This is a genomic window from Aeromonas ichthyocola (assembly GCF_046087985.1).
GTDB classification, from domain to species: domain Bacteria; phylum Pseudomonadota; class Gammaproteobacteria; order Enterobacterales; family Aeromonadaceae; genus Aeromonas; species Aeromonas rivipollensis.
In genome coordinates this window covers 620,678-635,700 of record NZ_JBJSWH010000001.1, presented here as the reverse complement: position 1 = coordinate 635,700, position 15,023 = coordinate 620,678, and the positions used below count along the sequence as shown (strand labels likewise).

Genomic DNA, 15,023 nt, shown 5'->3' with positions numbered 1-15,023 from the left:
GAGGGGTGTTGACCTCCTTGATCATGGTTCAGGGAGTGCGCCCCTGTGAAACCCGATCGGATGCCAGACAAGAGAAAACCGGCCTTGGCCGGTTTTATGATGCTATCAGAGCGGGGTCGTGAAGGCGGCGGGGAGGGGGAAGTCACCCGTGGCGGTGGCGAGTCTGTCACCCACGAAGTTCAGGGTCAGCTCCTTGCGCTCCTTGTCACCACGACCTGGCTGGAACTCATAGAGATAGTACCAGGTGTTGGGGTCAAAGCCGTCGCGCAGCATGGGAGAACCCAGCACGAACTCGACCTGCTCGCGGGTCATGCCCTGGCGCAGCTTGTCGACCTGCTTTTGTTCCACATAGTTGCCCTGAGGAATATCGATGCGATAGACCAGGCTGCAACCGGACAGGGTGAGGGCGGTCAGGGCCGCGGCAATCAGGTGTTTCATCCGCATATCGGGTTCAGATCATCCATACAGTCTTTTTAGCTCGGCAAATCATACCCACTCCCCGTGCGGAAGTAAAAAGCCATTGATCCTCCTGCCAATAAAAAGGGCCGCGTGGCGGCCCTGACACATAATCGCCCCGTCACATGGCGGCGCGGAAGATGGCGACTATCTCTTCGTGGCTTGCCTGCTTGGGGTTGGTGAAGCCGCAGGCATCTTTCAGGGCGTTGCTGGCCAGCACGTCGAAATCATCGGCCTTGACGCCGAGCTGCTCCAGCCCGGCCGGGATCTTCACATCCAGCGCCAGCTGCTTGATGGCGGCGATGGCCGCCTCGGCCCCCTGCGCGTCGCTCATGGCGCTCACATCCACCCCCATGTGGCGGGCCACCTCCTTCAGACGGGCGGCGCTCACCCGGGCGTTGTAGGTCTGCACGTGGGGCAGCAGCACGGCGTTGCAGACCCCGTGGGGCAGGTCATAGAAACCGCCGAGCTGATGGGCCATGGCGTGCACATAGCCGAGGCTGGCGTTGTTGAAGGCCATGCCGGCCAGGAACTGGGCATAGGCCATCTGCTCGCGGGCGTGCAGGTCGTCCCCCTGGTTGACGGCGGTGCGCAGGTGTTTGGCGATAAGCTGAATTGCCATCACGGCACTGGCATCGGTCACCGGGGTGGCGGCGGTGGAGACATAGGCCTCGATGGCGTGGGTCAGGGCGTCCATGCCGGTGGCGGCGGTGAGACCGGCCGGCTTGGCCAGCATCAGCTCGGGATCGTTGACCGACATCAGCGGGGTGACATGCTTGTCGATGATAGCCATCTTCACCTGGCGCGCCTCGTCGGTGATGATGCAAAAACGGGTCATCTCGGAGGCGGTACCGGCTGTGGTGTTGATGGCGATAAGCGGCAGCTGCGGCCTGGCGGAGCAGTCCACCCCTTCATAATCCTGGATGCTGCCCCCGTTGGTGGCCACCAGGGCGATGCCCTTGGCGCAGTCATGGGGGGAGCCGCCCCCCAGCGAGATGACGCAGTCGCAGCCATGGGCCTTGATCATGGCCAGACCGGATTCGACGTTGGTCATGGTGGGGTTTGGCTTGGTTTCATCGAAAACCACGCTTTCAATGCCATGTTCTGCCAGCAGGGCGGTGAGCCTGGCGACCACGCCTATCTGGCCCAGAATTTTGTCGGTGACGATCAGCGCCTTGCGAAAGCCATGACCCTGGATGTCGGCCGCCGCCTCTTGCAGGCAGCCCGCCCCCATCAGGTTGACCGCGGGAATGTAGAACTTGAATGTCGCCATGGTGGACTCCGTATGATTAGCCATTAAGTGGTATACGGGCCTCAACATAACAGCGTCAGAGGGGATGAAAAGGGGTCAATGGTATCTGATTGACAACTTTATGGACTCGATCACGTACCGAAAAACCGGGGCCAGGCGGGGATTGACAAGGGCCCTTGCCTCTTGTTCGGTATAAAAACGTTTTTCAAGAAATTCATCAGGTTAGCAAACGTTTTGCCGGTTTTTTAGGGCCGCGGATGCGCGGAAGTGTGAAGCGCGTCAAGGAATTGGAAAGCGCTTTCGACCATAGTTGGCGCCTTCCCCAATGGAGGGAAACAGGCTCGAAAATACCATAAAGAATCACCTTAACTGCGCTCGGCTGCGAGGCGGCGGGATGCAACCAGGAGTCCACTATGTCTGATGTATTTCACTTGGGTTTGAAGAAAGCGGATCTGCAAGGCGCCACCCTGGCGATCGTTCCCGGTGACCCCGAGCGCGTGAAGCGCATCGCAGAGCTGTTGGACAACCCTGTGCACCTGGCCAGCCATCGTGAGTTCACTACCTGGCGCGGCGAGATGGACGGCAAGGCCGTGATCATCTGCTCCACCGGTATCGGCGGCCCGTCCACTTCCATCGCGGTAGAAGAGCTGGCCCAGCTGGGTATCAATACCTTCCTGCGCATCGGCACCACTGGTGCCATCCAGCCGCACCTGAACGTGGGCGACGTGATTGTGACCACCGGTTCTGTGCGCCTCGACGGTGCCAGCCTGCACTTTGCACCCATGGAGTTCCCGGCCGTGGCCGACTTCGACTGCACCACTGCGCTGGTCAACACCGCCAAGGAGATGGGTTCCAAGCTGCACGTGGGTGTGACTGCCTCTTCCGACACCTTCTACCCGGGTCAGGAGCGTTATGACACCGTCTCCGGCCGCGTAGTGAGCCGTTTCCAGGGTTCCATGAAAGAGTGGCAAGCCATGGGCGTGCTGAACTACGAGATGGAATCTGCCACCCTGCTGACCATGTGCACCAGCCAGGGCCTGCGCGCCGGCATGGTGGCCGGTGTCATCGTGAACCGTACCCAGCAGGAAATCCCGAACGCCGAAACCATGGCGAGAACCGAATCTGATGCCATCAAGATCGTGCTGGGCGCCGCCCGCAAGCTGATCTGATAGCACCACCACGAGTGGGGGGTGGGGGCCGTTGCGAAAGCGCGGCCCCTATCTTTATCCGCCGTTTGCCGCTGTTCTCACTTTCTCCTTCTCCGCGTTACGCTTTTTGCCCCGTCATTGCCTCAAGCACCTCCTCAAAGGGCGCCTCACATCTGATTTGCATCGGCTCGCCGTTCACCGGATGCATAAAATCCAGCGCGCTGGCGTGCAGCATCAGCCGTGGCGCCTGCTTACAGCCCAGCAACAGCAGACCGCCGTAGAGATCGCAGCCGAGTATGGGGTGACCCAGCAGCTGGCTGTGGATGCGCAGCTGATGGGTGCGGCCCGTCTCCGGCACCAGGCTGACCCGGGTCAATGGCAAGGGCTCGCCCCCAGCGCCCTCGCGCACCAGTCGCTCCACCACCCGATAGCGGGAGCGGGCGGGCTTGCCGCTGGCGCAGATCTTCATCAGGGGGAAGATCGCCGGATCCTTGGCGATGGGGGCGTCGATCACCCCCTCATCGTCCGCGAGATGTCCGCACAGCAGGGCGTCATAGGCCTTGCTCACCGCCCGCTGGCTGAACTGCTGGCACAGCATCCCGTTGATGGCCTTGTCTCTGGCCACCACCATGAGACCTGAGGTGCCAAAGTCGAGGCGGTGCACCAGGGTGCAGCCGGGGTAATCCCGCACCAGTCGATGGTGGACAGAGTCGAGGTTCTGCGGGTTCTTGCCCGAGAGGCTCAGCAGGCCGCTCGGCTTGTTGATGAGCAGCAGGTGTTCATCCTCGAACAGGATCTCTATTTGGGCATTGCAAGGGGGGGCGATAAAGGTATCGACGATGGCGGACATGGGCGGCTGCGGGCTGGAAACGGGGGGCGATCATACTCCAAGCGGCGGCGCGGGGCGAATCGGGACGAACTGGCCAGTGCCTGCCCGGCGGGCCTGGTGGCAAGTGATTGATAATGCAGGACGATGCCGTTTTGTGACCCCTTCCCGAGTTCATTCGGCGCTGGCTTGCTAAGGTATGGCTCCCTGTCATGTCGTAAGGAGCCTCTCCATGGCGTTGCCCGTTATTCTCGATTGCGATCCCGGCCACGATGATGCCATCGCCCTCATACTGGCGCTGGCGAGCCCAGAGCTCAAGGTGCTGGCGGTGACCACCAGCGCGGGCAACCAGACCCCGGACAAGACCCTCAACAACGCCCTGCGCATCCTCACCCTGCTCGGTCGCCACGACATTCCGGTGGCGGCGGGGGCGCCCAAACCCCTGATGCGCGAGCTCATTATCGCCGACAACGTTCACGGCGAATCGGGTCTCGACGGCCCCACACTGCCGGATCCCGCCTTTGCGCCCCAGGCCATGACGGGCCTCGAATTGATGGTCAAGTGCCTGCGCGAGAGCCCGGAGCCGGTCACCCTGGTGCCGACCGGGCCGCTGACCAATATCGCCCTGCTGCTGGCGGCCCATCCCGAGCTCAAGCCCAAGATTGCTCGCATCGTCTTGATGGGCGGCGCGGCGGGGGCGGGCAACTGGACCCCGGCGGCGGAATTCAATATTTATGTGGACCCGGAAGCAGCCGATATGGTGTTCAACGCCGGTATCCCCATCACAATGTGCGGGCTGGATGTGACCCACGAGGCCCAGGTGATGGACGAGGACATAGCGCGGGTGCGCGCCATCCCCAATCCGGTGGCCCAGTGCGTGGCAGATCTGCTCGATTTCTTCATGATTTACCACAGGGATCCCAAGTGGGGATTTGCTGGCGCGCCGCTCCATGACCCCTGTACCATCGCCTGGTTGCTGGCACCGACGCTGTTCCATGGGGTAGAGTGCCGGGTCGATATCGAAACCGGAGGCACCCATACTACCGGCATGACGGTAGTGGATCGCTACGGGCTCACCGGCAGACCGGCCAATGCGCGGGTGTTGCTGGGGCTGGACAGGGTCGGCTTCATCGATCTGCTGGTGGGGCGTCTAAGGGCATTTGACTAAGAACTCGGACATCGAATAAGGGGTTGGGCATGTGGAAAGGGACGTTGGCACTGCTGACATGTATGCAATTGACGGCCTGTGCCACCCCCTTCGAGAGGATGTGGCAGGGGCTGGCGACCTGCGATCTGGACGATCTCTACCTGGACAGCGAGAGCGGTGAGCCGTCCCACCCGCTGCTCAAGACCTTCACCCCCGACAAGACGTCAGACGGCTTCGCCTGGTACAAGACCCACCAGGAGCTTCATGGCCTGCCCATCACGGGATTTCTGATCCCGGCCTCGACCTTCGAGGTGCACGCCCTGTTTGTGGATACCCCCATCGCCAATGCGCGCAGGCTGACCCACAACGCCTACGGCAGCGAGTTTGCCGACGAGCAGAAGCACGACAGGGGGGAGGCTCCCCTGCTGCTGCGTGACCCGGGCAACCCCAAGCGCTCCATCATCGACTGCACCAAGGGGGAGTCGGCGGATCCGCTGCCGGAGGAGCCCTTCCCGGAGTAGGGGCGCATCCTGCAGATAAATAGAGAGGGGAGCCTGGGCTCCCCTCTCTATTTATCGATTGCCAGCTCGCCCTCAGGGATAACCCAGGGTCTGCTTGATGACCGGCAGCTGAGCCTTGATCCAGTCAGGATTGATGGGGCCCCAGTCGCTGATGCGATAGTGGCCCTGCAGGTGGCGAGCCCCCTCGGTCTGCTCGAAGGCGCAACTGATATCGAGTTCGGCCAGGGCACTCAGGGTGTCCTGGGCGGTGCGGCGCGGCATGCCGGTGGCGGCCATGATGGCGGGCACAGTGTCCGTGCCCTGGCTTATCAGATGGGCCACGTAGAGCCGCCGGTAGAAGCTGGTGCGGGTCTTGCTCGGTTCCGTCATTGCCCGTCTCCGCCTGATGCCGATGTGCCCCTCATATCTCGTCCTCGAGACGGTCGAAGTAGCGCCAGGTCGCGATGGCGGCCTTGCCCATCACCAGGGCCCAGACACCGAACCAGAACCAGCGGAAGAAGCTCCAGGTGGAGGCATCGGGCTGGGTGCTCTCTATCTTGGTGACGTTGGGGAAGAGGGAGAACATGTTCACGCGCCAGCCGTAGGAGGTGATGATGGCCAGGCGCTTCTCGAACTCCATGGACTTGGCCTTGGCCTGGACGTCGGCGGCATTGAACTTGAAGTAGAAGGGCCAGCCCCAGCCGGTATCTTCATTGCGGAACACCCGGATCTTCTCGCCGGGACGCTCGGTGTAGATGTAATAGACGTCGGTGATGGGGCCGTCGGCCGGGTTCTTCTGGCTGATGGGACCATCCTTGTCGGTGCGCTTCACCTCGACCCCTGTGATGGTGGCTATGGTGTGTTCCGGCAGATAGAAATCGAGCCAGGTGGCGGACACGAGGGCGATGAGCCCCAAAGCGATAAAGGCGGGTTTCTTGAACTTCAGGCTCATGGTGTTCTCTGGGTGAGGGGGAATGACGTGCCTCTACCATACCCATATTTGTGGATGCAGCCCAGCCCCTAATGGCGCCTTGTGGGCAAAAAGCCGTTTTAAACGGGAGGGGGCAGACCCGGTGCCGGGCCCGGGGTCTGCCAAAGAGAAGGGGGAGGATTACAGCTGGAACTGGGCGAGCTGCCTGCGCTGCTGCTCGGCGAGCTGTGACAGTTCGTGACTGGCGGCGGCGCTCTGGGTGATGCCGGCCACGTTCTGGTTCACTATCTCGTGGATGTTGGTGATGTTGCGGCTGATGTCGGCGGTGACGCAGGACTGCTCCTCGGCGGCGGTGGCCACCTGGGCATTGGCGCCGTTGATCTGGTTGACTGCCTCCGTGATGCCTCCCAGCAGGTCTTGCACCTCGGCGGAGAGACGCTGGTTGTGGCCGAGGATCTCCAGGGTCTCCTGTACGCCGCTGTTGGCCGACAGGGACTGACTCTGCAACTGCTCTATGATGGCCTGGATCTCCTTGGTGGAGTCCTGGGTCCGCGCCGCCAGCAGGCGTACCTCGTCGGCCACCACCGCAAAACCACGGCCGGTTTCGCCGGCGCGGGCGGCCTCGATGGCGGCGTTGAGCGCCAGCAGGTTGGTCTGCTCCGAGATGCTCTGAATCACCTCTATCACCTTGCCGATCTGCTCGGACTGGGACTTGAGCCGCGCCACCACGGTAGCGGCGTTCTCCAGGCTGCCCGCCATGCGGCCGTTGGCCTGGATGCTCTCGGCAAACAGGGCCAGCCCCTGCTCGACCCGGCTGTTGGCCTCTCGCGCCAGCTCATCGGCCAGGGCGGCATTGTGGTTGACGTTGTCGGCTGTGCTGGCCAGCTCGGTGACGGCGGAGGCCACCTGCTCGGTCTCGCTGCGCTGCTGCTGGGCATTGGCCTCGGACTGGGTCATGACGGCGGCCAGCTCGGTGGCGGCGGAGGCTACGTTGCCGCTGATGCCGGTCAGGGCCTGGATAGTGCTGCCAAGCTGGCTCAGGGTCTGGTTGATGTCCTTGGCCAGCTGGCCCAGCTCGTTGTTGCCTTCGGCTTTGGCGCGCACGTTGAAGCGACCGAGGGCGACGGCGTGCATCACCTCCTGCAACTGGCCTATGGGCTGGACGATGCGACCGGAGAGCCACCAGCCGCCGCAGAGCGCCGCGACCAGGGTGGCGGCCATCAGCAGCAGGGTCTGCAGCAGGGTGGCCTGGTAGTGGGCCTGCTCCTGGGCTATCTCCTGCTGGATCAGCTGGTTGATGTGGGCAGAGAGGGTGTCAATCTGCTTGATCAACTGCTCCCCCAGCTCGCGAAAGCGCAGCCTGGATTGCTCATAGCCGGCGGGCTTGGTCCCGTCTCTGTACTGCTGGGTCAGCAGTGGCAGCATGTTGCTGCGGGTGTGGCCGAGATAGGCCTGCAGGGCCGAGGCCACCTGGCTGTTGTCCTGCTCGGCACCGGGGATCACCAGCCGGGACAAGAGGCCGCTTATCTCCTGCTCGGCGGCATTGAGCGTGCCGGGCAGCTCGGCGAAGCGGGCCTGATCGTAGAGGCCGTAGATGGCATTGGTGCGCAGCCGGTAGGTGGCGTGGATCAGGGCTGCGATGTCATCCTTGTGGCGGGTGACGCTGGTGGTGGTGTCGTTCATGTCCTTGATGGCACCGTCTATCTCCTGCTTGCTGATCACGGCCATGAGCAGCATCAGCAGGCTGGCGAGCAGTAGTGGAATGAGAACTTGCAGACGAATGGACAGATTATTCAAAGACATGAAAGATCCTAACCCAAAAGAGGAGTGAGGCGGCATCTTACACAGGCGCGACAACTCTTGTCACAGGGTTTTTAATGCTGAATTCTTGCTGAACGCAAAGGTTTTTCTTGTGTTAAAAGAGTGTGATAGGCAAGATCGACTGCTTGTTACCTGGAGGTGTAGTGTGTCCGACTGGATTGATCCCGCCATCTTGGCGCTCTTTATTCCCACGTTTTTCTTTGTCTCCGTGACCCCCGGCATGTGCATGACACTGGCGATGACCCTGGGCATGAGCCTGGGGGTGCGCCGAACCCTGCACATGATGTGGGGAGAGCTCATCGGGGTCGGCCTGGTCTCTGTACTCTCCGTGGTCGGGGTGGCGGCCGTCATGCTCAACTATCCGGCCCTGTTCTCGGCCTTCAAGTACGTGGGCGGAGCCTATCTGGTCTGGCTCGGCATCCAGATGTGGCAAGCCAAGGGCAAGATGGCGATTCCGGCGGATCTCTCGGCCGGCCAGGAGACCAAGCCGCTTGGCCTGGCGCTGCAGGGTTTCGTCACCGCCATCGCCAATCCCAAGGGGTGGGCCTTCATGGTCTCCCTGCTGCCCCCCTTCATCAATGCGGCCAAGCCGATGGCACCCCAGATCAGCGCCCTGGTGGTGCTCATCCTGGTCATAGAATTCTCCTGCCTGCTGCTCTACGCGAGCGGTGGCCGCACCCTGCGCCACTTCCTCGCCAAGAGCGGCAACGTCACCCTGATGAACCGCATCGCCGGCTCGCTCATGCTGTTTGTCGGCGTCTGGCTGGCCTTCGGCTGAGGCGATCGGAATGAAAAATGCCACCTCCCTTGCTGAAGGGGAGGTGGCATTTTTATTGGGCGTCCGGCGAGGTGTCAGTCGGTGAGGCAGTCCGGATCGAACACATACTCCCCCGCCAGCCAGCGCAGGATCTCGTTCACGCAGCTCTGATCCTGGAACGGCAGATAGCGGTGCTTGAGGTGGGTGAGCTGCTCGGGGGTGAGCTGGGCCAAGCCTATGTCCTGAAACAGCGGCAGATCCGCCTCTATCATGGCGGAGATCTGCGGCCCGCAGGTGGCGTTGAGGGAGGTGTGCAGTGCCTGATCCGGATCGTACTGGTGGCCGAGCCGGTAACTCATGGGCAGGGTGGCGAGCGGCAGCACGGAGAGCGCCGCCTGCTTCATGGGATTGACCGCGTGGCCGGCGGTCAGCTCCGCCAGCTCGGCGGGGCGGTTCTCGAAGGCACGCAGGTGCAGGAAGCTGCTCGCCTTGCTGCCGTCGTTGACCGGGTAGTTGTCCCACAGGAAGGGCTTGCGGTGCAGCCAGTCGGCGGCCTGCTTGAGGTGCGCGGCCGGGTAGTCGGTGGAGCAGACTCTGGGGCCTGTCCAGAAGATGTCAAAACCCTTGTCCAGCCCCTGGCCCAGATCCGTCAGATAGTGGGGGGGCATGGCGCCGAACACCTTCTCCAGCACAGGATCCGTCGAGTAGTAGCTGGGACAGAAGATGAGACGGCTGGCGCCGGTGTGGGCCGCGATGTCGTGGGCTATGGTGAGCTGCCAGTGGGCGAGATCCGGGGTGTCCCCCTTCATGTCGTCAAACAGCACCGCCAGTATATCGGGCTTGAGCGCCTCCTCGATGAGGCGCACCTTCTCGAGCAGGGCCGGGCGCTTGTGAGCGTAGTCGTGATGGGCGCCCATGGGGCTCAACCCCACACCGAAGGCGAGGCCGTTGTCCCTGCACTGCTGGGCCAGCTGGCGCAGGTGGTCGAGCTGCTCCCTCGGCCAGGGCTCGGCCCAGTGCTTGCGCAGATAGCCGTCTTCCTTGGGGGCATAGAGGTAGAAGCCATAGCCATGGCGGGGCAGCCACTGGGCATAGCGGGCACGGGCCTCCCAGCTCCAGCCCTTGCCGAAGAAGCCCTCGATCAGCCCCAGTCGGGGGGAGGGAGGATACAGACCAGACAACAGGGTTTGATAAGGCATGGGTCACTCCCTTCTCGCCGGGCGCCGGTTCACCGTCTTGGCGGGAACGGGCGCCGAGTATGTGTATTGAACAGGGTCCGGCTTGCGCCCTAGACCGGATCTTCTTCCAGGAAGCGTACCCCTATCTTGCGAGGCTCACCCTCTTCCATCTCCGCCACCGTCCAGAGCAGGCCCTGCCAGGCGACGTGGTCACCCACTACCAGATTATCGCCCAACTGATGGGCAATGAAATCGCCCAGGGTCTGATCCGCCACCTCGCTCACATCCAGCCCGTAGAGCGGGGCGAGATCCACCAGCCTGGCGGTCGCCTCCAGCAGGAAGTCACCGAAGAAGCGCGGGCCCAGATCCTGCTCCGGCGCCTGGCTGAACAGCTGGCCGAGGGCGGGGAGATCCCGCTCGTGGCCGATGACGCAGAGGATGTCGTCCGACTGCAGGCAGGTGCTGCCCGAGGGGTGCAGCAGCTCCTGGCCGCGGAACAGGGCGCAGATGCGGGTACCCTGGGGCATGCGCAACTCCCGCAGGGGCGAGCCTATGCACCACTTCTCGGCGCTCAGGCGATAGACGAAGGTCTCCCACTGGCTGTCGAGATCGATCTCGAGCCCGGAGCGGTTGATGGGGGACGGCGGCGCCGGTACCTCCACCCGCGCCAGCCTGGAGGCCAGCGGCAGCGAGCTGCCCTGCAGTATGAGGGAGACCAGCACCACGAAGAAGGCGACATTGAAGTAGAGCTGGGCATTGGGCAGCCCCGCCATCATGGGGAAGACCGCCAGTATGATGGGCACGGCGCCACGCAGGCCGACCCAGGAGATGAACCAGCGCTCCCGGGGGGCGAAGTTCTTGAACGGCAGCAGGCCTATCCAGACCGATACCGGGCGGGCAAAGAGGATCATCCACATGGCCAGCGCCAGCGCCGGCACGGCGATGGGCAGCAGATTGCTCGGGGTGGCGAGCAGCCCCAGCACCAGGAACATGCCGATCTGGCTGAGCCAGGTCAGACCGTCCAGCACCGACAAGGTGGTACTGCGGCTGCGCAGGGAGAGGTTGCCGAGCAACAGGCCGGTGAGGTAGATGGCGAGGATGCCGCTGCCCCCCACCGCCGTGGTGAGGGCGAAGATCAGCAGGCCGCCGCTCACCGTGAGCAGCGGATAGAGCCCAGGGGCCAGGCGGGCCGTGTTGATGAGCCGCCACAGCAGCCAGCCCCCCGCGAGGCCTATGCCGGCGCCGAGACCAAACTGCTTGATGAGTTGCAGCAGCAGGAAGCCGGCATCCAGCCCCTGCTGGGCGCTGGCCAGCACCTCTATCAGGGTGACGGTGAGAAAGACCGCCATGGGGTCGTTGCTGCCGGACTCTATCTCCAGGGTGGCGCTGACCCGCTCGTTGAGGCTGCGTCCACCGAGCAGGGAGAAGACAGCCGCCGCATCGGTGGAGCCGACGATGGCGCCGATCAGCATCCCCTGCATCAGGTTGAGGTCAAACAGCCAGGCGGCGGCCAGACCGGTCAGGCCTGTGGTGATGGCCACCCCGACGGTGGCCAGCGACAGGGCGGGCCAGAGTGCGACCCGAAAGGAGGAGACCCGGGTGCGCATGCCGCCATCCAGCAGGATGATGGCCAGCGCCAGGTTACCCACCAGGTAGGCGACAGAGTAGTCGGCGAAGTGGATGCCGCCGGGGCCATCTTCACCGGCCAGCATGCCGACGGCGAGGAAGATGACCAGGATGGGGATGCCGACCCGGGACGAGAGCGCACTTAACAGGACACTGGCTCCCACCAACAAGGCACCGATAAAAAAGAAACTGTTGATGGTGGTGGCATCCAATGGCGAACTCCTTATGGCGGGCGGCAAAACAGGCACATTATATGCAGATTGCACCCCTTTGTGTGGCTTAATTGTGCATCGATTTGCAGTTTTTTACGGTTGTTGTGCTGTTTTTAAGCAGTAGGCGCGGGGCCTGAGGGGGACGAGAAAGAGGGGGAAGGAGTGGCGATTGGTGCCCATTTTCAGGGGGCGGGTGCCGGGTTGTCAGCAGGCCGGGTGGGGGCGCAGGAGCGCCATCTGGCTCCTGCGGGGGAGGTCAGTCGTCCTCGTCGTCCTTGACTTCCCGGATCTTGTCCTTGTATTTCGGCAACTGCTTTTCGAGCTGTTTCATGTCCTTGATGGCATTGAGAAACAGGCCGAGCAAAAACAGCAGCGGCAGGCCTATCCATAACCACACACTCATCGGATTCTCCTTTCGGTGTGACCGGCAGTGACATAACGGGCCAGGATCTCGTCGAGATGGGACAGTATGCACGCCTTGCCTTCAATATCCGCCTGTTGCAGGCAAAGCGCCAGCGCATCCGGATCCAGCCGCTGTTCAGCGGACTCCAGGGCGAAGCTGATGTGCCAGGGCTCGTAGGCGACCCCCTGAGCCGCGTCCAGCGGTTTGGCATAGGGCAGGAAGAAGCCGAAGTCGCTCATGTGATCCCCGAGCCACTCGCCGAGATCGGCAAACCAGCCTCCCGCCTCATACTCCCAGGGCTCCAGCGCCAGCCTGGTACCGGCGGGCAGGCAGTCGGGGTCGTAGATGTCGAGATCCGTACCCCAGTGGTGGCGGCTGGTGCCCGGCAGGGCGCTCCAGCGCAAGATGGCGTGCAGCCGCTCTGTCTCCCCCAGCTGCAGCGCATCCAGCGGATGGTTGTCGGCGTCCAGCAGGGGCCGCTCCCCGCGCCACTTGCCATTCCAGATGGCGAGCTGGCGTTCGAAGCTGCGCCAGCTGGAGGCGGCCTGCAGGTTGAACCCTTCATAGGCGGCCGCCACCTGCATGTCGTTGAAGGCCGCCGCGGTGGCGGCGGTCAGGCGGTGAGGCCCGCGCCCCACCAGGATGAGGTGGCTCTCGTCGAGCCCAAGCAGTTGATCCTGGGTCATGCCAGCAAGTGCTCCAGCACCCCTTGGTACATGTCCGCCAGCAGATCCAGATCGTCCGCCTTCACGCACTCGTTCACCTTGTGGATGGTGGCGTTGACCGGGCCCAGTTCGATGACCTCAGCCCCGGTGGGGGCGATAAAGCGTCCATCGGACGTTCCGCCCGTGGTGAGCAGGGCAGGTTGCTGACCGTTGACCGCGGCCACGGCGGCGACAGTGGCCTCCAGCAGGGCGCCGGTGTCGGTCAGGAAGGGCTGGCCTGAGAGGGTCCACTTCAGCTCAAAGTCCAGACCGTGACGGGTCAGCAGTGCCTCGACCCGCTCGCGGATGTCGAGATCAGTGAGCTCTGTGCTGAAACGGAAGTTGAACTGCACCTGCAATTCGCCGGGGATGACGTTGGAGGCGCCGGTTCCGGCCTGGATGTTGGCTATCTGGAAGCTGGTGGGGGGGAAGTAGGCGTTGCCCTGATCCCAGACGGTGGCGGCGAGCTCCGCCAGGGCTGGCGCCGCCTTGTGGATGGGGTTGTCTGCCAGATGAGGGTAAGCCACATGGCCCTGTACTCCGCGCACCAGCAGATCGCCGGTGATGGAGCCACGGCGGCCGTTCTTCACCACGTCCCCTACCACTGCGGTGGAGGAGGGCTCGCCGACGATGCACCAGCGGATCTTCTCGTTGCGCGCCTCCAGGGTGTCGATGACGCGCACAGTGCCGTTGATAAAGGGTCCCTCTTCATCGGAGGTGATGAGAAAGGCGATGGAGCCCTGGTGATCCGGGTGGGCCGCGACGAAGCGCTCGGTGGCCACCACCATGGCGGCCAGCGACCCCTTCATGTCGGCGGCGCCCCGGCCATAGAGCATGCCATCCTGGATGGTCGGCTCGAACGGCGGCGTATGCCATTTGTCCAGCGGCCCGGCGGGCACCACGTCGGTGTGGCCGGCGAAGCAGAACAGCGGCCCCTCGCTGCCACGGCGGGCCCAGAGGTTGGTGGTGTCTTCAAACACCATGGGTTCGATGACGAACCCGAGGCGCTCGAGGCGCTCCGCCATCAGGGTCTGGCACCCTTCATCCAGCGGGGTAACTGAGGGGCGGCGGATAAGATCCTTGGCCAGTGCGATGACATCCGACATCGGCGTTCCTTAACAGAAAAGTTTAACGAGAGAAGAGGGATTGGTAGTGGTCTGCCTTGAACCCCAGGGTGAGCTCGCCATCGCGATCCAGCAGCGGGCGCTTGATCATGGCGGGGTGTTCCAGCAGCAGGGCACGGGCTTTTGCGGTGTCCAGCCCTTGCTTGGCCTCCTCCGGCAGGGCGCGGAAGCTGGTGCCTCGGGTGTTGAGCAGGGCTTCCCAGCCCAGCTGGGCCAGCCAGCCGTCCAGCCGGGCAGGCTCGAGGCCGTCGGCCCTGTGATCGTGAAAGCGATAGTCGATGCCAGCCTCGTCCAGCCACTTGCGGGCCTTCTTGATGGTGTCGCAGTTCTTGATGCCATAGAGGGTGGTGGCCATGGGAGATCCTATATCTGCGGGCCCGGGGCCCTGAAATCCGAACGTGAAATCATGCAAGGGCCCGATTCTGGCATTGTGGCCCAGCCATGGCAACGCTCATGGCCGGGCTGGCTGGTTTTACCAGCGGGGAGGGGGGAGAAATCGCGAGGGATCAGATAGCCAAAACGCGCCTGGGGGCGCGTTTTGAGGGAAGGGGGCTATCAGTGCAGGGTGGTCCACTCGTGGTCGAAGACCCGGGCCCGCTCCCAGGGCGCATCCGGCAGGCTGGAGGAGAGGCCTGTGTATTTGCCCACGTCGTCCACCACTATGGCGGAGAGGATCGGCAGGTTGTTTTCGGTGCAGTACATGCGGATGCGTTGCAGCAGGGTGCGCAGCTCATCCTGGCACTGTTCCAGCCCGGCCTGCCTGGCCAGCTTGGAATAACGAATGGTGGTGCGTTCCTTTGCAGACTCGACGAGGATGTCCCACAGCTTGTAGTCGCAGGTCGAAGTCCCTGCGGTGGCTTGGCTTGTCATAACTCTCTCCGGTGCGAAATGGTCGCTCTGTATCGACGGGCATCTTGGCCAGTTCACCCCTGACGGGC

Annotated in this window: 17 protein-coding genes; 4 read left to right on the top strand and 13 right to left on the bottom strand. The window is 63.2% G+C overall.

Annotated features, from left to right (window positions below; translation table 11 throughout):
• Positions 1 to 105: 105 nt before the first annotated feature.
• Positions 106 to 444, bottom strand: a complete 339-nt coding sequence (locus ACF2JD_RS02920) for an outer membrane protein assembly factor BamE (protein WP_005325779.1) — start codon at positions 442 to 444, stop codon at positions 106 to 108.
• A 133-nt stretch (positions 445 to 577) separates the two neighbouring features.
• Entirely contained in the window at positions 578 to 1,729 is a 1,152-nt protein-coding gene (gene yiaY, locus ACF2JD_RS02915) for an L-threonine dehydrogenase (RefSeq protein WP_234677810.1), read from the bottom strand.
• 392 nt (positions 1,730 to 2,121) lie between these two features.
• Between yiaY and udp the strand changes: the two genes are divergently transcribed.
• Entirely contained in the window at positions 2,122 to 2,877 is a 756-nt protein-coding gene (gene udp, locus ACF2JD_RS02910) for a uridine phosphorylase (RefSeq protein WP_106887442.1), read from the top strand.
• Positions 2,878 to 2,974: 97 nt separating this feature from the next.
• Here udp and ACF2JD_RS02905 read toward each other — a convergent pair whose 3' ends face one another.
• Positions 2,975 to 3,706, bottom strand: coding sequence for a pseudouridine synthase (locus ACF2JD_RS02905; RefSeq protein ID WP_440986717.1), 732 nt, complete (start codon positions 3,704 to 3,706; stop codon positions 2,975 to 2,977).
• 208 nt (positions 3,707 to 3,914) lie between these two features.
• On the opposite strand from ACF2JD_RS02905, the gene rihA reads away from it, so the two are divergent.
• Entirely contained in the window at positions 3,915 to 4,850 is a 936-nt protein-coding gene (rihA, locus tag ACF2JD_RS02900) for a pyrimidine-specific ribonucleoside hydrolase RihA (RefSeq protein WP_440986716.1), read from the top strand.
• 29 nt (positions 4,851 to 4,879) lie between these two features.
• Positions 4,880 to 5,350, top strand: a complete 471-nt coding sequence (locus ACF2JD_RS02895) for a hypothetical protein (protein ID WP_111911189.1) — start codon at positions 4,880 to 4,882, stop codon at positions 5,348 to 5,350.
• 72 nt (positions 5,351 to 5,422) lie between these two features.
• Here the strand turns inward: ACF2JD_RS02895 and ACF2JD_RS02890 are convergent, their stop codons facing one another.
• The 3 genes from ACF2JD_RS02890 to ACF2JD_RS02880 form a co-directional block, all read right to left on the bottom strand.
• Positions 5,423 to 5,719 carry a winged helix-turn-helix domain-containing protein gene (locus ACF2JD_RS02890; protein WP_106887438.1) on the bottom strand — a complete coding sequence of 99 codons (297 nt, stop codon included), beginning with the start codon at positions 5,717 to 5,719 and terminating at the stop codon, positions 5,423 to 5,425.
• A gap of 31 nt (positions 5,720 to 5,750) precedes the next feature.
• Complete coding sequence (locus ACF2JD_RS02885; RefSeq protein WP_106887437.1) at positions 5,751 to 6,281, bottom strand: DUF1523 family protein; 531 nt, start codon at positions 6,279 to 6,281, stop codon at positions 5,751 to 5,753.
• 159 nt (positions 6,282 to 6,440) lie between these two features.
• Positions 6,441 to 8,063, bottom strand: coding sequence for a methyl-accepting chemotaxis protein (locus tag ACF2JD_RS02880; RefSeq protein WP_440986715.1), 1,623 nt, complete (start codon positions 8,061 to 8,063; stop codon positions 6,441 to 6,443).
• Between the two features lie 163 nt (positions 8,064 to 8,226).
• On the opposite strand from ACF2JD_RS02880, the gene ACF2JD_RS02875 reads away from it, so the two are divergent.
• The gene (locus ACF2JD_RS02875) at positions 8,227 to 8,859 is read left to right on the top strand and encodes a LysE family translocator (protein WP_106887435.1); all 633 of its coding nucleotides are present in this window, start codon (positions 8,227 to 8,229) and stop codon (positions 8,857 to 8,859) included.
• 74 nt (positions 8,860 to 8,933) lie between these two features.
• Here ACF2JD_RS02875 and ACF2JD_RS02870 read toward each other — a convergent pair whose 3' ends face one another.
• The 7 genes from ACF2JD_RS02870 to ACF2JD_RS02840 all read right to left on the bottom strand — a co-directional run bounded on the left by ACF2JD_RS02870 (position 8,934) and on the right by ACF2JD_RS02840 (position 14,955).
• Positions 8,934 to 10,037 carry a beta-N-acetylglucosaminidase domain-containing protein gene (locus tag ACF2JD_RS02870; protein WP_106887434.1) on the bottom strand — a complete coding sequence of 368 codons (1,104 nt, stop codon included), beginning with the start codon at positions 10,035 to 10,037 and terminating at the stop codon, positions 8,934 to 8,936.
• An 89-nt stretch (positions 10,038 to 10,126) separates the two neighbouring features.
• Positions 10,127 to 11,854, bottom strand: a complete 1,728-nt coding sequence (locus ACF2JD_RS02865) for a potassium/proton antiporter (RefSeq protein WP_163136011.1) — start codon at positions 11,852 to 11,854, stop codon at positions 10,127 to 10,129.
• A 256-nt stretch (positions 11,855 to 12,110) separates the two neighbouring features.
• Positions 12,111 to 12,257, bottom strand: coding sequence for a hypothetical protein (locus ACF2JD_RS02860; RefSeq protein ID WP_080675092.1), 147 nt, complete (start codon positions 12,255 to 12,257; stop codon positions 12,111 to 12,113).
• Positions 12,254 to 12,943 carry a M15 family metallopeptidase gene (locus tag ACF2JD_RS02855; RefSeq protein WP_440986714.1) on the bottom strand — a complete coding sequence of 230 codons (690 nt, stop codon included), beginning with the start codon at positions 12,941 to 12,943 and terminating at the stop codon, positions 12,254 to 12,256. Before ACF2JD_RS02855 ends, ACF2JD_RS02860 begins: the two co-directional genes overlap by 4 nt.
• Positions 12,940 to 14,067, bottom strand: coding sequence for a succinyl-diaminopimelate desuccinylase (dapE, locus tag ACF2JD_RS02850; RefSeq protein WP_440986713.1), 1,128 nt, complete (start codon positions 14,065 to 14,067; stop codon positions 12,940 to 12,942). The genes ACF2JD_RS02855 and dapE overlap by 4 nt, the downstream gene beginning before the upstream one ends.
• Before the next feature lie 22 nt (positions 14,068 to 14,089).
• On the bottom strand, positions 14,090 to 14,440 hold the full coding sequence (locus tag ACF2JD_RS02845; RefSeq protein WP_171275729.1) for an ArsC family reductase: 351 nt from the start codon (positions 14,438 to 14,440) through the stop codon (positions 14,090 to 14,092).
• 200 nt (positions 14,441 to 14,640) lie between these two features.
• Positions 14,641 to 14,955: a hypothetical protein gene (locus tag ACF2JD_RS02840; protein WP_162627270.1), complete on the bottom strand. Its 315-nt coding sequence runs from the start codon at positions 14,953 to 14,955 to the stop codon at positions 14,641 to 14,643.
• Between the last annotated feature and the right edge of the window lie 68 nt (positions 14,956 to 15,023).

What these genes read in the sequence shown, in the direction of transcription:
- udp (WP_106887442.1), top strand. Translation starts at nt 2,122, where the DNA reads ATGTCTGATGTATTTCACTTGGGTTTGAAGAAAGCGGATCTGCAAGGC.
- ACF2JD_RS02895 (WP_111911189.1), top strand. Translation starts at nt 4,880, where the DNA reads ATGTGGAAAGGGACGTTGGCACTGCTGACATGTATGCAATTGACGGCC.
- ACF2JD_RS02845 (WP_171275729.1), bottom strand. Translation starts at nt 14,440, where the DNA reads ATGGCCACCACCCTCTATGGCATCAAGAACTGCGACACCATCAAGAAG.
- ACF2JD_RS02870 (WP_106887434.1), bottom strand. Translation starts at nt 10,037, where the DNA reads ATGCCTTATCAAACCCTGTTGTCTGGTCTGTATCCTCCCTCCCCCCGA.
- ACF2JD_RS02885 (WP_106887437.1), bottom strand. Translation starts at nt 6,281, where the DNA reads ATGAGCCTGAAGTTCAAGAAACCCGCCTTTATCGCTTTGGGGCTCATC.
- ACF2JD_RS02860 (WP_080675092.1), bottom strand. Translation starts at nt 12,257, where the DNA reads ATGAGTGTGTGGTTATGGATAGGCCTGCCGCTGCTGTTTTTGCTCGGC.
- ACF2JD_RS02890 (WP_106887438.1), bottom strand. Translation starts at nt 5,719, where the DNA reads ATGACGGAACCGAGCAAGACCCGCACCAGCTTCTACCGGCGGCTCTAC.
- yiaY (WP_234677810.1), bottom strand. Translation starts at nt 1,729, where the DNA reads ATGGCGACATTCAAGTTCTACATTCCCGCGGTCAACCTGATGGGGGCG.
- ACF2JD_RS02855 (WP_440986714.1), bottom strand. Translation starts at nt 12,943, where the DNA reads ATGACCCAGGATCAACTGCTTGGGCTCGACGAGAGCCACCTCATCCTG.
- rihA (WP_440986716.1), top strand. Translation starts at nt 3,915, where the DNA reads ATGGCGTTGCCCGTTATTCTCGATTGCGATCCCGGCCACGATGATGCC.
- ACF2JD_RS02840 (WP_162627270.1), bottom strand. Translation starts at nt 14,955, where the DNA reads ATGACAAGCCAAGCCACCGCAGGGACTTCGACCTGCGACTACAAGCTG.
- dapE (WP_440986713.1), bottom strand. Translation starts at nt 14,067, where the DNA reads ATGTCGGATGTCATCGCACTGGCCAAGGATCTTATCCGCCGCCCCTCA.
- ACF2JD_RS02905 (WP_440986717.1), bottom strand. Translation starts at nt 3,706, where the DNA reads ATGTCCGCCATCGTCGATACCTTTATCGCCCCCCCTTGCAATGCCCAA.
- ACF2JD_RS02880 (WP_440986715.1), bottom strand. Translation starts at nt 8,063, where the DNA reads ATGTCTTTGAATAATCTGTCCATTCGTCTGCAAGTTCTCATTCCACTA.
- ACF2JD_RS02920 (WP_005325779.1), bottom strand. Translation starts at nt 444, where the DNA reads ATGCGGATGAAACACCTGATTGCCGCGGCCCTGACCGCCCTCACCCTG.